Annotated in this window: 17 protein-coding genes; 7 read left to right on the top strand and 10 right to left on the bottom strand. The window is 45.8% G+C overall.

Features of this window, described 5'->3' with window-relative positions; genetic code table 11:
- Positions 1 to 50 precede the first annotated feature (50 nt).
- Positions 51 to 515, bottom strand: coding sequence for a methyltransferase family protein (locus GV64_RS08785; RefSeq protein WP_020580458.1), 465 nt, complete (start codon positions 513 to 515; stop codon positions 51 to 53).
- A 123-nt stretch (positions 516 to 638) separates the two neighbouring features.
- On the opposite strand from GV64_RS08785, the gene GV64_RS08780 reads away from it, so the two are divergent.
- Positions 639 to 1031, top strand: a complete 393-nt coding sequence (locus GV64_RS08780; protein ID WP_020580459.1) for a DUF2750 domain-containing protein — start codon at positions 639 to 641, stop codon at positions 1029 to 1031.
- A 107-nt stretch (positions 1032 to 1138) separates the two neighbouring features.
- On the opposite strand, the gene GV64_RS08775 is transcribed toward GV64_RS08780, so the two are convergent.
- The 3 genes from GV64_RS08775 to GV64_RS08765 all read right to left on the bottom strand — a co-directional run bounded on the left by GV64_RS08775 (position 1139) and on the right by GV64_RS08765 (position 2878).
- On the bottom strand, positions 1139 to 1690 hold the full coding sequence (locus tag GV64_RS08775) for a copper chaperone PCu(A)C (protein ID WP_081622000.1): 552 nt from the start codon (positions 1688 to 1690) through the stop codon (positions 1139 to 1141).
- Between the two features lie 46 nt (positions 1691 to 1736).
- Positions 1737 to 2234, bottom strand: a complete 498-nt coding sequence (locus GV64_RS08770) for a hypothetical protein (RefSeq protein WP_160171780.1) — start codon at positions 2232 to 2234, stop codon at positions 1737 to 1739.
- A 215-nt stretch (positions 2235 to 2449) separates the two neighbouring features.
- The gene (locus tag GV64_RS08765) at positions 2450 to 2878 is read right to left on the bottom strand and encodes a hypothetical protein (protein ID WP_152553976.1); all 429 of its coding nucleotides are present in this window, start codon (positions 2876 to 2878) and stop codon (positions 2450 to 2452) included.
- A 178-nt stretch (positions 2879 to 3056) separates the two neighbouring features.
- On the opposite strand from GV64_RS08765, the gene GV64_RS08760 reads away from it, so the two are divergent.
- Positions 3057 to 3872 carry a TatD family hydrolase gene (locus tag GV64_RS08760; protein WP_020580463.1) on the top strand — a complete coding sequence of 272 codons (816 nt, stop codon included), beginning with the start codon at positions 3057 to 3059 and terminating at the stop codon, positions 3870 to 3872.
- Positions 3873 to 3875: 3 nt separating this feature from the next.
- Here the strand turns inward: GV64_RS08760 and GV64_RS08755 are convergent, their stop codons facing one another.
- From GV64_RS08755 to GV64_RS08745, 3 genes are all read right to left on the bottom strand, one after another.
- Positions 3876 to 4349 carry an Hsp20 family protein gene (locus tag GV64_RS08755; protein ID WP_020580464.1) on the bottom strand — a complete coding sequence of 158 codons (474 nt, stop codon included), beginning with the start codon at positions 4347 to 4349 and terminating at the stop codon, positions 3876 to 3878.
- Between the two features lie 163 nt (positions 4350 to 4512).
- Positions 4513 to 5001 carry an 8-oxo-dGTP diphosphatase gene (locus GV64_RS08750; RefSeq protein ID WP_020580465.1) on the bottom strand — a complete coding sequence of 163 codons (489 nt, stop codon included), beginning with the start codon at positions 4999 to 5001 and terminating at the stop codon, positions 4513 to 4515.
- 35 nt (positions 5002 to 5036) lie between these two features.
- Complete coding sequence (locus tag GV64_RS08745; RefSeq protein ID WP_020580466.1) at positions 5037 to 5420, bottom strand: winged helix-turn-helix transcriptional regulator; 384 nt, start codon at positions 5418 to 5420, stop codon at positions 5037 to 5039.
- 159 nt (positions 5421 to 5579) lie between these two features.
- Here GV64_RS08745 and GV64_RS08740 point away from each other — a divergent pair, with 159 nt between their 5' ends.
- Entirely contained in the window at positions 5580 to 6248 is a 669-nt protein-coding gene (locus GV64_RS08740; protein ID WP_020580467.1) for an NAD(P)H-dependent oxidoreductase, read from the top strand.
- A gap of 101 nt (positions 6249 to 6349) precedes the next feature.
- Here GV64_RS08740 and GV64_RS08735 read toward each other — a convergent pair whose 3' ends face one another.
- Together GV64_RS08735 and GV64_RS08730 are read right to left on the bottom strand one after the other, a co-directional pair.
- Positions 6350 to 7015 carry a metallophosphoesterase gene (locus tag GV64_RS08735; protein WP_020580468.1) on the bottom strand — a complete coding sequence of 222 codons (666 nt, stop codon included), beginning with the start codon at positions 7013 to 7015 and terminating at the stop codon, positions 6350 to 6352.
- A 107-nt stretch (positions 7016 to 7122) separates the two neighbouring features.
- Positions 7123 to 8496: a hypothetical protein gene (locus tag GV64_RS08730; protein WP_020580469.1), complete on the bottom strand. Its 1374-nt coding sequence runs from the start codon at positions 8494 to 8496 to the stop codon at positions 7123 to 7125.
- Positions 8497 to 8894: 398 nt separating this feature from the next.
- Between GV64_RS08730 and GV64_RS08725 the strand changes: the two genes are divergently transcribed.
- The 4 genes from GV64_RS08725 (at position 8895) to GV64_RS08710 (ending at position 13401) form a co-directional block, all read left to right on the top strand.
- The gene (locus GV64_RS08725; RefSeq protein WP_020580470.1) at positions 8895 to 9314 is read left to right on the top strand and encodes a nuclear transport factor 2 family protein; all 420 of its coding nucleotides are present in this window, start codon (positions 8895 to 8897) and stop codon (positions 9312 to 9314) included.
- Complete coding sequence (locus tag GV64_RS08720) at positions 9314 to 10645, top strand: MFS transporter (RefSeq protein ID WP_081622001.1); 1332 nt, start codon at positions 9314 to 9316, stop codon at positions 10643 to 10645. Before GV64_RS08725 ends, GV64_RS08720 begins: the two co-directional genes overlap by 1 nt.
- Before the next feature lie 343 nt (positions 10646 to 10988).
- Positions 10989 to 12266, top strand: a complete 1278-nt coding sequence (locus GV64_RS08715; protein WP_020580472.1) for a hypothetical protein — start codon at positions 10989 to 10991, stop codon at positions 12264 to 12266.
- Between the two features lie 130 nt (positions 12267 to 12396).
- Positions 12397 to 13401: a phospholipase A gene (locus tag GV64_RS08710; RefSeq protein ID WP_020580473.1), complete on the top strand. Its 1005-nt coding sequence runs from the start codon at positions 12397 to 12399 to the stop codon at positions 13399 to 13401.
- A gap of 46 nt (positions 13402 to 13447) precedes the next feature.
- Here GV64_RS08710 and nhaC read toward each other — a convergent pair whose 3' ends face one another.
- Positions 13448 to 14875, bottom strand: a complete 1428-nt coding sequence (nhaC, locus tag GV64_RS08705; RefSeq protein ID WP_020580474.1) for a Na+/H+ antiporter NhaC — start codon at positions 14873 to 14875, stop codon at positions 13448 to 13450.
- Positions 14876 to 14926 lie beyond the last annotated feature (51 nt).

Raw genomic sequence — 14926 nt, 5'->3', positions numbered from 1 at the left:
CCCAAGAATAGCGCCCAAACCGGGATGACTGTCTATTCTCGGACAGTCTCCTAGAGCCAACGTCTTACAGACTGCTTATAAACAAGAAATCTTTCACCAAAAAGCGCTTCCAACGCCCTTTCTTCAGCCATTATTTGGAAACGGGTCATGTAAAGGATAAAGCATGGAATCAATGCAATTGACACAATATTGGTCAGCCAAAGCCCCCAGCCAATTAGAAAAATAGCAAACCCAAGGTACATGGGGTTTCTCGTATACTGATAGATACCACTAATTACCAGGGATGATGCCGCCTCAGGATTGACTGGGTTAACCGTAGTTCTCTGTTTTCTGAAACTCATCACTCCGGCCAATGCCACACCAAATGCCAGCATGGAAAACAGTATAAAAAGCCCCAACCGAATCTCACGACTCAGATCAAACCCCAGAGAGATATACTTTCTGGCAAGCCACATGGCAGCCCCAAACAGTAAAACCAGTAGCAATGGGGGGATTTTCAGTTCAAGGCTTTTCACGGGATTTTCCTTGTTTTATCTTTTATCCAGAATTTAGAACACCATTCTACAGCACCATTTGCTTTCAATCCTACGCAGGTAATACACTCCCACCACTATTTACTGCACTAGCGTTGATGACTGATGACTTACAAACTCAACGACAAACAGTTCGAATCCATTCAGAAGCTGGCTGACCATGAGCGTTATGACTACTTCTTGAAAAAAGTGGCTGATTGGGAAGAGATCTGGAGCCTGCACAGCCCGGAGGGTTGGGTAGAGCTGTCATCCAGTGATGGTGAAGAGTGTCTGCCCATTTGGCCCCATCCTGATTTCGCCAAAGCCTGGGCAGTGGATGACTGGTCTGACTGCCAGCCAAAAGCCATTACTCTGGAAGTGTGGCTGGAGCGCTGGACTCCCGGGCTCGAAAGGGATAACACCATGCTGGCTGTATTTCCAGTTGATGAAGAAGAAGGCCTTGTTGTGGCACCTTCTGAATTGAAGGAAGCCATTCTGGGTGAGCTGGAGCAGGGATAAGCCCATTAGACTGGCTCTATAGATGGCGCTCTTATTAAACAGAAAGGTACAGAAACACATAGGTTCTGTACCTTTGTAATGAGCTACAAGGAAGTAGCTTCTGCTACTCAATGCGCCATATGCTGGCCTTTGATCTCATCCGTTGCATGAGCAATGACAGTCTTCTTATCGCCATTACTGAAGGTAATGGTCACCGGCACTTTACTGTTGGTGGCTATGGGCTTCTTAAGCCCCATCAGCATCACATGATAGCCGCCCGGCTTTAGCTCCAGCTTATCACCTGACTTGATGGTAACGTTATCCACACGGCGCATTGTCATCATGCCATTGTTCATTTCTGTGGTGTGGAGCTCTGTTTTCTTGGCAACTGGGCTGCTTAATGACCGAATCTGAACAGCCTCATGAGTACCATTCTTGATGGTCATATAAGCAGCCGATGAGGACATCCCGGGCTTGGTAGCACGAGCACTGGCATTAAGTAACTGCAACTCTTGTTTAGAGTGTTCTTGTGAGTGAGCATGAGAATGCGAATGACTGTGGTCATTCTGTGCAGCCACAGCAGTGTGCACAGTTAATAGCACCATCAAAGCCATCACACTATTGACGATTGTTCGCATAATCCTGACTACTCTGGAATACAAAATCGTTCCACCTTCCATTACTCAACTCCACTCGTCATTAGAAGTATTATGGGAGAATAGCAATCTACTGTGAGTTTGCTTCTATATTGTCCAGTTCAAAAAGAATGGTATGAACTGCTTCTCTGGTTTCAATTTTCAGTCTGGCGACCCAGACCATTTTGCTATCAGTTGTACAAAAAGTGATACTATCGGTACCAGTATACAGGTCAGTGCCTGAGGCATGTCCAGACTGTTTCTGTAAATTGAATGGCATCAACCCCATCGGCATATCACGGCCAACAAATTCCATGCTGACTTTTTCAGCATTGAGCCCAGAAATGTCTGTTCTAATATCCAGTGGCTGCCCCGTCGGCATCGATGCTGGCAGAATGCTCAATGTTATTGAACCTTCCCCTACCCTGGTCTGGCACCCTTTAAATGTGTTGCAGTAACTGACGGTTTGAAACGCCTCCTTATCGACAGGCATTTCACTCTTGTTCAGCGAACGTGATACATAAAATACCAGCAGTAAGCCGAGCAATAGTACTATCGAGAGGAGAAACTGGGATAAGTGCTTTGACACGTTTTTCATCATTTTTAGAATTAAATTCCTGACTTTCTGAGCAGGATTATAGGCTTTCCTAGCCGCTTTTGAATATATTAAGTACCCGTTCCCAAAATGCCATCCACCTTCCCAATCTCTTGAGAGAAGCCTCTGACGAAGTAAAATCCCCCCAAAAGTACAAATTCATAGCAATGAGTGTTGCTATGACTTAATCGTGGAGAACAACAAAACATCTATGCCACTTTGTTTAACTCTACTTTCGTTTGATAGAAACCGGGCTGGTTACTGTTTGGAATTCTGGCCCCCCAGTCCAACCCCATTTTTTTCGGGTTATCTGGCATGACCATGATATACATCTCTCCCAAGTAGCCGTTATCGTAAAAATTCAGTCCAAGCACAACTGGCCTGTCAGAAGCATGATTCCAGTCATTAAACTGAGTCCCGATGGCCTGAATCGTAGAAGAAAGTGTGTTATCAGGGTCTTGAAAATGTAAGGTTACTCTGACCTGATGCAATGGATGCGAGACACTACCTCTGGTGCCCGATATATAGATTTCTATTAATCCTCTGGTATCAGATGGTTCTTTATGGAGGCGCTCCCAGTGGCCTAAAAAATGATTTAAGCCTCCACAAGGCTCAGCTGTGGTTAAGTCCTCGTTCACTTTATATACCTCAAGTCTAGTGTCTGATAAATAATAGGTCACTCATCCTGCCAGTGCTTTTTCATACTATTGATTATTTTTTTAGAAGTATTTATGTACACAGCTGGAGTATTCTGAGGATGTAATTGGCAAACTGTTATTCTGTATAAATTACAGCCTATTAAGGGAACAATGAACCGTGCTACAAGGGAACGATCAGCTGTCTCTATTTGATAGCCATTGCCATCTTAATTTTTCAGACTTCGATATTGACCGTGTACAGGTGCTGAACCGCTCGGCCAGAAAGGGAGTGAGCAACATCTGTATTCCTGCCACAAAGCACACCGAGTGGCTCTCATTGATCAATGAGTCAGAAGTCCTTTCAAACGAGAGCCCTGTAAGCATTGTAACGGCCCTTGGTATCCACCCCTGGTTTATTTCTGAGCATAATCTCAAGCACCTTGATCTATTGGGCAAACTGCTGGAAAAACGTCCCGTCAGGGTTGTGGCCATAGGAGAAACCGGCCTGGATTTTTTTGACCGAAACATGACGCCTCAGACAAAGGACAAACAACTCGCTCTGTTTACTGGTCAGGTTGAACTGGCCTGCCTGCATCAAATGCCACTGATTATTCATAGCCGGAAAAGCCATGACGATATTCTGAAAGTACTGCGAAGATTCAAGCCCGAAAGCGCCGGGATTATTCACGCCTTTTCAGGCAGTGAACAACAGGCAGAAGAATACCTGAAGTTGGGCTTTAAGCTGGGGTTCGGTGGCGGCATAACCTACCCAAGAGCCAGCAAAACAAGACACCTGGCAGCCACCCTGCCAATTGGCAGTATTGTGCTTGAGACAGACGCGCCGGATATGCCATTGAATGGCTATCAGGGACAAAGGAATGAGCCAGGAAGGGTAGAACACGTTGCAGAGTGTCTGGCGGAGCTAAGAGGTATCTCTTTGATGGAGGTGGCAGAAGCCACCTCTCATAACTGTCGTACACTATTCAACATATAACGTTTAAGCGCCTTCGGCTGCTTCCGCTTCCAATAGCTTGTTCTGGCCGATGTTAATTTTTCTCGGCTTCATCGCCTCTGGAATTTCACGCTCCAGGTCAATATGCAGAAGGCCATTGTCCATGGTTGCACCAGTTACACGGACATAATCTGCAAGCTGGAAACGGCGTTCAAAATTACGCTCGGCAATTCCCTGGTAGAGATATTTTCGCTCAGTTTCATCTGTCTTTTTCTTGCCCAGAACAATTAAAACACCTTCACGGGTCTCAATCTCCAGTTCATCTTCTGCAAAGCCGGCAACGGCCATGGTGATGCGGTATTCGTTATCATCCAGCAGTTCAATATTATAAGGCGGGTAGCCATTATTTTTGGTCACCTGTGCATGGCTGGCATTCATGGATTCCAGCAAATGAGCAACACGGTCAAAACCAATGGCAGAACGGTACAGCGGGGTGAAATCAAAATCAAAAGTACGCATTACCATATCCTCAATCGAGCAATAGGTTTATATCAATGGCTTTTCACAATGAACAAGCCTTGGTTAACAGTGCTCCTTTGAGCCACTGTTAACTTCAATATATGTACGTTTATTCTGATTCCAACCCCTCTCTTGTTAAAAGATTGTCAAAATAACCAACTTTTTAAAAAGTATCCAAGTGATGATCAAGCATCCGGTCTCCATCAAAGAGGTAACGTCCCTTGAACTGATGCCCTTTCAGCATCTCAGGTAGCCAGATAATGTCGTCTGCCCACATTTCTTCGTAAGGAATGCCATCAAGCGGGAACCAAAGCGGGATGGCTTCCTCGGTTTCAGCCGGGATACCTTCAAAATCATCGGCCATATACGTGTGAACGTGGATGGAATAACCATCGGTAAACTGAAATAAACTTTCACCACAGAACTTCGGGTTGACGGGGGTGATACAAAGTTCTTCCTGAACCTCACGGATGGCACACTCCAACATGGTTTCACCCGGTTCAAGGCGCCCTCCCGGACCATTTATTTTTCCGGCACCCAGCCCTCGCTTCTTCCGAATCAACAGGATCTGCCCGCCTTTAATGATAAACGTCAGCGTAGCTGGGTCTTTTCCTTGCCAGGAATCCCAGTCAATGTCCCGCAATGATTGCATTAATATTTTCCTGCCTGAATCAGCATTAGGTTCTGTTAACATATCGCAGCTTCACCCTTTGCTACAGCAGTTCCTTCAGTCTGGGTTACCTCCTCATATAGAATCCCCCAAGCCATCAAACCATCAATAACCGGCTTGAGAGTCTGACCAAGCTCCGTCAACCGGTACTCAACTCTCGGAGGCACTTCCGGATAAATCGTTCGAAGAACCAGTCCATCTTCTTCAAGACTTCTCAATTGAAGTGTAAGCATTCTCTGGGTAATCCGGGGCAGACGTCTTTTCAGCTCACTAAACCTCAGACAGCCAGACTCAAGCAGCTTGTAAAGAATCACTCCTTTCCACTTGCCCCCAATAATTTCCTGAGCCACTTCCACCGGGCATGGCTTACTACCTGCCAGATATTCCTGTTCTCCCCGCACCCCTGATACTCCTGATGTCGATAAAGCTATTTAATGGTATAAAATTGATACTTAAACACAATTCAATATACTACCTATCATTTTTGTGCTTTCTTTCTATTTTATCCTGACACCAATAGAATGCGCAGCTCTCGACTACTGTTGTATATGGTCTGAACAATGAATACTGCCCTGCGTAAACAAATTCTGGATGCTTTCAACTTCCGTCACGCCTGCAAAAGCTTTGATGCAAGCCGGAAAATATCCGATGAGGATTTTGATTTCATTCTGGAAGCCGGACGGCTTTCTCCCAGCTCATTTGGCTTTGAACCTTGGAAGTTCCTGGTAATCCAGAATCCGGATTTAAGGGAAAAGATCAAAACCGTCAGCTGGGGAGCCCAGGGACAGCTACCAACTGCCAGTCATTTTGTCATTATTCTAGCCCGCAAAGAAAACAGCATGCATTATGAGTCTGAATATATCCTGGACCATATGCGTAATGTTAAACAGCTGCCTGAAGATGTTGTGGATATGATCAGCGAGTTCTATCGTGACTTTCAAAACAGTAACTTCCGGTTGACCGAATCTCCCAGGGCCATGTTTGACTGGGCCTGCAAACAGACTTATATCGCACTCGGCAATATGATGAGCGTAGCCGCTCAAATAGGTATTGACTCCTGCCCGATTGAAGGTTTCGATCGTGAAAAGCTGGAGCCACTAATGGAGCAGGAAGGCCTGTTGGATATGAGTGAGTTTGGCGTCAGTGTGATGGTCGCCTTTGGTTACCGGGAAAACGAGCCTTACCCAAAAACTCGCCACCGACAGGAAGCGGTTGTCGAGTGGCACTAATAGCCTGTTCATGATCTTTCTGCGGGATGCAAACAGTGATAAAACGCCCCTTTTTCGCTATTCGCAATAGGCCATAAACCAGCTCTAAGAAGATTATTTAGTCACCTAGAAAGATCACTGAGGCAGAGCAACGTCAGATGGTTGCTCTCAAATCCGCCTGTATCAATAAAGTGAGTATTTCCCAAGGTGACTGGTTGATCAACAATGGTATGCCCACAGAATACGTGGTCAATACCTTCAATCAACGAGTCATCATTGGTTTGAATCCGATTTCTCGACCACTGTATAGCCCAGACTAAATCCGGATCAGACTCAACCTGATCCGGAGCCCAGACTGGCAACGGGTACTCAGCATGGCAAATGGCTACTTTTCTGCCATCAGCAAGGTCAACAGAAATGAGTACTGGCTGCTCAGACGCCTTATCAGCATACTTCTTCATTTTTTCTGAAGACACTTGAAGGTGCCAGCGCCCACCACAGAGAACCCACTTTGCTATCTCATGTGAGGATGGATGCCGCACCGTTTCAATCATACACTGCTCATGATTGCCACGAACACAGTGAAACCAAGGTTCCGCCATGAGAGAGAGGCATTTTTCAGAATCCGGCCCCCGGTCAATCAAGTCTCCACAGCTGAAACAACGGTCCTTTTCCCAGTCAAAACCAACCTTGGCCAGTAACGACATCAGGAGATCATGCATTCCATGCAAATCACCAATAACAAAATCACGGCCGACTTCATTCTGGCGAAAATGCTGGTAAAACATAAATCCTCCCTGGATTTCTGATTAGAGTTAAAGTCTGTATATACAAGTCAACATAGGCTCTGTTAACTATACGAACCACTGAGTTTGGAACCTTTTGTCAACAGGCCCTAGGGCTCTTCTCTCATTACTAGTTTAGCTACTCCATCATCCGGGTTGATTGAGGTTGTAAATTGCCGGTAACTGCTCAAAATATTGCCCAGCATCGGCTCCTGGGCCAGTTCCCGAAAAGACAGCGGTATATCAGCAGCTAACCGGCCCTCTGCCCTCATCCGGTCCGCTTCTTCATAAACCCTGAGCATAACTGGCAGTACTTTACGAACCGTTTCTGGTAACCCTGCGACAGCAATCGCATTGGCATAGACAGCTGGACCATAAGTCGGGGATGGCGTACCCAAAGTAGTTAACTGCTTCCTGCTGTACTGAATCCACTGCTTCTGCTCATTCTCGGGCAGGCTTTTAAAACTGGTATACAAGGCTCTTCCCTCAGCAGGTGTGAACAGCCTTGCCATAGCCCCAAGAGAAGCGAGGGCAAGAAACTCATTGGGATTCCTGGTCAATGTATTCAGGTGCAACCATTGACCCCGCTTTTGCAGGTATACCTGCATAGGGTTCATCTTCGGCTCTCTGAACAGTCTATCCAGCAGTAACTTCAGTTGATTCATTGACCGCCAGGTATTCTGGGTTAAATAAACTGACCCCATCGGATCTGAATGGCCACGGAACCCCGCAATATTCACCACCCAATGGTCATACCAGAGATTCAGATCAGCGCGGCTGATGCTCTTGTTCTGTATTCCAGTATTAAGCACGGTATACATGGACAGCGAGCCTTCGTTATACATCATATGGCGAAGATGGCTATGCGGCAGGTAGACAATGTCAAACAACCGGGCCGCCTCGGGATCTTTTGTAATAATCGAGTGTGCCAGCGGGTAAATCTTATCTGCGTATGGCGCAGTTACAGAGAGAAAATCCATGGTATCTTCAGGAACAGGCTTATCCAGTACTTTGCCAGCCCGCTTTCGCGCTTCCGGAGAGAGTGTGACGGCGTCAAGAATAGCTGCAGCCCGGAGAACCTCATAAGAGACTGAGTCCAGTCTGGCAATCTCTCTGGAAAGCTGTCGGAAAGATGGCTCGGTTAGCCTGGGTATTTCAGGGTTAGTCTGGGGAGCCACAAACGCCTCATAAGCGTCATGTGATCCGGCTCTTAGCAGCTGCAGACAATACAAGCGGGACAGAGCCCTTGGAACCTCACGATGTATTGACGTCGAAGGTGACTGTGTGGACAACTCAGGTGTGAATACCGGGTTGTCCAGTACCCATGAGAGTTGCTCAATCTGTTCCTGGGTAATCTCCAGACGACCAGCAAAATGCTTTTGGATATACAGCCTTATGGGATCCAGTCGGTTTTCAGCCACAATCGACAGGCTGGCCACCAGCAGCAATAGCAGTGAAACCCAGGGTAAGGTCTTTGTTCTCATGGTGAGTTTTCTTTTCTGGAAGTTGCTCTGACCGGAAACAGAAGGTGAGTAGACCGTCCTGGAATGAAAAGCCTCCAAGCCATGAGACAAGCAGTCGATAGATTTATTTCATCTGCAAGTACATGGCTAACGCCAATATCTGCCTCCAAAGCTTGCAGCAACAGGCCTCAGGGATGCTAAGAAAGATAGATGCTGCTGGTTTAGTCAGCCACATGAAAGCGTCATTATTCCGTAAAGATATATAACTTCCCTCCACTCGCCCAAGAGCCCCTGTAAACCAGTTCCCATAACCGTCGCATATTTTTCAGAACAGCTATCAAAACGGGGGCTATTCTTAATCGATATTTCAACCCCGATAACCATTTGACATTGAATAAATTGACAGGGGGAAGACAGCCATGGCTGACCTCGACCTCGCCGCTAACCTGGTTGATCAGTTTTTTTCAGAAATAGCCCACAGCTATTGCAGTAAAGACCTGGACGCAATCCTTAGTCACTACAATCGTGATTCCAGCCTGCTTTTCTGGAATGCTGAGGGCGATACCATTACGTCAATAGACCAGTTAACGCTCTGGTACGAAGAACTGTTCAGGTTATTTGATATCCAATCTGTCAACTTTCGGGTTGAAGACATCTATGCTGATGAAAGCACCATCGTGTCCGGCAGTCTCTGGGTGCTATCCACTTTGAGGAGGCTTGGAGAAGAGGAGCTCGAAGAAGAACAATCCCTGCGGGCAACCCATCTGTTTAAACAGCACAACGATCGATGGTTTATTAATCACCTGCATGTTTCACCCACCCACTTTTTACCTGACTGATGACTCAAACAAAATCCAAACCATCTAAACGATGCATCACTGCATCTTCTAGCCAATATAGGCTGGCATGCTCTGTATCACTGGGGGGGATGCTGGAGATCTATGATTTTCTGATATATGGCTTGATGGCCAGTTATATTGCCGAGAATTTTTTCCCTTCAGAAGACCATATCACATCACTGCTTAGTACCTTTGCCACCTTTGCCATTGGTTATCTTACCCGCCCATTGGGCGGCATTGTCTTTGGTCACTTTGGTGACCGCTATGGTCGCAAAAAAACCTTTACGTTTTCCATTTTTCTGATGGCACTGACGACCACATTGATGGGGTGTCTCCCCGGATGGGACAGTATTGGAGCAGCAGCTCCAGTGATGCTGATCGCATTGCGATTGCTTCAGGGTTTTTCCCTTGGAGGGGAAATTCCCGGTGCGATTACGTACCTCAGTGAGAGCACACCAGAAAGGCGTGGGCTGGTCATAGGCATCCTCTTTCTGGCAATCATGATCGGCATATCCTTCGGTACATTCGTCCACGGAATGTTGGAAATGTATCTTGACCCTGATGATATGAAGGAGTGGGGCTGGCGCGTTCCGTTCTGGATTGGAGGTTCCCTCGGAGTTATCAGCTACCATATCCGCAAGCACTTCTCTGAGTCTGGTTTATTTGAAGCTCTTGACCAGACCAAGGCACGAGCCTCCATTCCCATCGTTCTATTGTTTAAACAACATACCCGTGGGGTTATCTGCGGATTCATGACTATTGGGCTGTGCGGAGCAACCGTAACCATCTATAGCATTTACATGCCAAGCTACCTGTCTTCCTTACTGAACTTTCCCAGAGAAGCGGTTGCCTGGCACACCACTCTGGCATTCCTGATGCTTTCACCATTATGCCTGATCTTCGGGATGCTATCTGACCTGGTTAATCACAAGCTTATTCTTGGGGTTATGGCGGTTGTTATTGCCACTATATCCTGGCCTGCATTCCAGTACTTTTCTTCACCTGCAGCAGAGCTTAATAAGATCATGCTGATCTGCGGACTTTTAGCTGCAACAGCATCAGGAGCTTTGCCACCACTACTGATCAGCTTCTTTCCAACAGAAGTTCGCTATACAGGCATTGCTACCTGTTACAATATAGGGTTTGCTATTTTCGGTGGTATTGCGCCATTTACATCAACACTGTTAGCTAAATACTCTGATAATTCATCAGGGCCTGCTATTTATCTTTCTATCATTGCGGTAATCAGCCTGATAGCCTTATTTATTCCCTGGCCAAATGTTCAGTTGGTTACTGATAATGAGGCTGACGAAACCAAGTCCAGTCAGTAAATCGTCTTTTAAATTACAGGGGGAGAGAAATTAATCAGTTTCATCTAAGAAAAGCCCCCCTGACATTCATACTTTAGACGACATTATTCAGATTAGGATAAATAGGCTCTGACTTTGAAGAAATCAGTTGATACTTTTCCCTCAGAAGCCTGGGGGATATTAATATCTTTAGTATTGATGTATTTATCAAAGCCTTAATAAAAATATTAATCAGAAAATTACTTCACTCTCTCCTCTAATACAGGGTATTTTTCCAAATTCCAGGCTTTTCTGATTCCTAAGAAACCGACAAGGCAAAAGGCTGTCCAAAACTCAGGTTTAATAAAAAAATTTGGTAAAGAATATGGAATCCACAAACCAGAGTGGCAAATCCGGATTTGTTGTTAGTAACCCAGAGCCAACACAGCCTCTAAAAGAGCATAATGAGCAGGCAGAAACGGCATTTGGTTTTCGGAAAAGTTCTGTGGACGATCCTATACCAACAAAAGGGCTTTCTGAAAAACTGGAAGGGGTCACTTTCTCTGACAATACTCATATTGAGGCTAATAGCATTGATGTACTTGAAAACCCGGATGTAAAAATGAGCCAACCAGACCATCCCCATCCTGAAAGCCTTGATAATGAGCATGAATCGGATAGCTCAAGCCTTTTTCTTGAAAATATTGGTGCTGTAGAAGAGTTTTTTAACTTCTTTAAGGAGGAGTTTGATAAAGTACCTGACGATGATAAGCAAGAATTTACCGAGTACTGTGAACAGGTGTTTAGTAATTTTATTAATCCAGAGGAAAATGAAGATCTTACCTTTGAGCAGTGGGTGGACAATATAAGACAGTTGAAAGCATTCTTTATCAGAGAGCAAAGTCAACTCGATAGACTAGGAGTAACGGAGCCTAGTTTATGTGAGTTAGATTTAACTGAGTGGTTAGAGATATTTACAAATCAGGTTGATATTGAAAAGCAAATGAAAGTTTTAACGGTAATGACTGAGTGCTTCAACGAGTTAGGCATGGATGTTGGACCGTTTATGCCAGCAATTCATATGTACCCAACTGGAAATTCTCACGAGTTTTCTCCATCAAACCTTTATGTAGAATTTAGTATTGCCTGGAAGGGACAGGATGATGAGTTATCCCTGCAGTTACCTGTATGTCTAAATGGACAACTTGGGTTATTTAGAAACCAACTTCTTTTTGAGACAACGTCTGCTTTCTTAACTGCCTGCTGGGAGCGGGCAAACCCAGACTATCAAGCTGGATTTAATGTTCACCATACCCGGGATGAAGGTGATGCATCAAAAATCACTGTCTCAGTACGGAAAAATGGGGTTCCCTGTGTCATTCGTAGTAATGTTGCCGGCTGTCCGTACTTTGAAGGCAGCGAAAATAGCCCTGTCACGAACCCACGTCACTGGTTCAAATGTCTGAATGAGTGCAAAGAAAGAGTGGATCAGCAGAATATCCAATTCACAACTAACTTACAGGAAATTCCCCATGGAGACGACGAACTTGATTTAGGTATTCTTAAAGCAGAGAGTGCCGGCAACGATGAAGAGATCCCAAATGTTCCAGAAAAAGTAATAACGACACTACTAACAGAAAAACTGAGTAAAACTGCACTCTAACCAACATTTATACTAAAGGAGGGGTGCGCAAGAAACGGACTAACTCTTTTATTGTAATCACACAACCATGCCCTGATAATAATTACACAAATACATACACTGCCTTGAATAATAAATATAAGGTTTCAGAATGACATCTTTGACCCGGGAAAAAGGTACTGTTCTTTCAGTACTCACACTGTGCCTGCTCCCAGTAACTGCTTACTCTGACACTTATGAAGACTGTTTATTCAAACAACTCAAAGAGGGTGATGATTCACTTACGCTGGCAGAGATCCGTCAACAGTGCCAAACAAGTACTGAAAAGGAACCTGTAGAAGTGGAGAGTGTCGTTGAACAGCGGGTTCAGGAAGAAGAAGAAACGCTGGACAACCGATTTGCCATCACTCCCCACAGGCCTAACTACCTTCTACCCATTTCCTACAATAAAAGCCCCAATGAAACGCCATTTGAAGTCCAGAATATTGATAACTTCTCCAGTACCGAAATCAAGTTTCAGCTCAGTGTGAAGGCTCCACTGGCCCAGGGTGTGTTCAATGGTTATGGTGACATCTATGTGGCCTACACCAATACCTCCTGGTGGCAGGCTTATAACAGTAACTCCGCGCCATTTCGTGAGACCAATCATGAACCGGAAGTGTTTATGGTTTTTCCCACTGAATACCAGCTCTGGGGGTTTGATCTGAATGGTGTTGCTGCAGGTATAACGCACCAGTCAAATGGCCGTAGCGGTGAACTGTCCCGTAGCTGGAACCGAATTTACGCCCAGTTCATTTTTTCCCGAGACAACTTTGCCGTCAGTATTAAACCTTGGTGGCGAATTCCGGAGCCAGAAAAGGAACCCGGTCAGGAAAACAGCTCCAAAGGTGATGATAATCCCGATATTGAAAAATACATGGGACACGGTGAACTTCATCTTGGGTATCAGATTCAGGAACACAACCTGGGCATGACATTAAGAAATAATCTGAGACGTGATAATAAGGGAGCTGTGCAACTGGACTGGTCATTTCCAATCAACAAAAGATTCAGGGGCTATATTCAATATTTTAATGGTTATGGAGAAAGCCTGATTGATTACAACGACAGCGCCAACCGCTTGAGTGTTGGAGTTATGCTGACCGACTGGCTATAGACCAGTAGACAAGGGAAGAGAAAGGCTCTTCCCTTTCAGGTGAGCATCACACTGCAGGGCTGGTTTGTTGAGGCTCTGGCTCTTTGCGAAACAGACCGAAGCCCAACATGGCAAATACAATGGCAAGCACCGGACTAAACCAGTTCAAAAGAGCCCAGGGCGCATACTCAATCACTGCAACGCCCAGGGTCGAGGCAAAAAATGCACCTCCGGTAGTCCATGGAATAAGAGCTGTTGTGAGTGTAGCCCCCTCTTCCAGAGAACGCGAAAGCACACGACGATCAACTCCTTTCTGATCATAGGCATCACTGAACAACTGACCACCCAATATGATAGACATGTAAGCCTCACCCATGGTCATATTTCCGGTAAAGCAGGCAATAACAGTGGTAGCAACCAGAGTCGAGGCTCTTTTTATTCGGGTAACAACCGTATGAACCAGAACTCTCAGAAATTTACCCCGCTCAAGAATACCACCTAATGCCAAGGCCATCAGAGATAATGAGAGCGTCCACATCATCGAGGTTATGCCTCCTCGTCCAAGCAGTGAGTCCATACTCTCCAAACCAGTACGCACACTGCCCCCACCGTAGAGACTGTTAAGCACCGTCGTCAGGCTCTGATCCTGCATAAAAATAGCCAGAAGCACAGCAACAGCAGATGCCATCACCATGCTGGGCTCTGCTGCTACGCGAGCCGTACTGAGCACCAGCATAACCACTAAAGGCAACAGGGTGAGCAGATTAATCGTAAAGGTATCACTCAAGGCCGTCTGCATGGCGGCCAGCTGCTCAGCAGGCAACTGATTGTCTGCGTAACCAAACCCCATCAGGGAGAAAATAACCAGGGCAAGAATATAAGCTGGCCCTGTGGTAAACAGCATACTCCGAATATGAGAATAGAGGTCAACCTTTGTGGTCATGGAAGCAAGGTTCGTCGTATCAGACACTGGCGACATTTTATCGCCAAAGCAGGCACCGGAAATCACCATACCAGCAACCAGTGGAGCAGGAATCCCCATCGTCGTTCCGATCCCCATCAGAACAACACCAACAGTGCCAACCGTTCCCCAGCTGGAGCCGGTTGCCAGAGACATTAAACTGCAGAGAATCAAGCCGGCTGGTAAAAAGATTGCTGGGCTTACGAACTCAATACCGTAATAAATCAGCGTTGCCAGTGTGCCACTTTGAATAAAGGCCGCAATCAGCACACCAATCAAAATAAATATGTAGATTGCAGTGAGTGCACCGGTAATACCAGAATTCATGGCATCACGAATTGACCGGAAATCATAACCCAGTGAATAAGCGCTGACAGACGCAATCAATAATGAGATCAAAATCAGACTGTGCAGACTTGCTTCCAGAAAAAACAGACCAATGCTGATGACGCTGATAATACCTGCGAGAGTAGCAAAAGCGTGGAGAAAACCGGGCTCTTTCCATGACGCTTCTGGCTGTGTCGATACAGTCAAACCAAAACTCCTTTGGGGCGGGGTCAACTACCCTGAGAAACAGAGAAAACA

The organism is Endozoicomonas elysicola, assembly GCF_000710775.1.
In the GTDB taxonomy this organism is placed as follows: Bacteria; Pseudomonadota; Gammaproteobacteria; order Pseudomonadales; family Endozoicomonadaceae; genus Endozoicomonas; species Endozoicomonas elysicola.
Note: the sequence above shows the minus strand (reverse complement) of the source record. Positions and strands in the feature narration are given on the sequence as shown.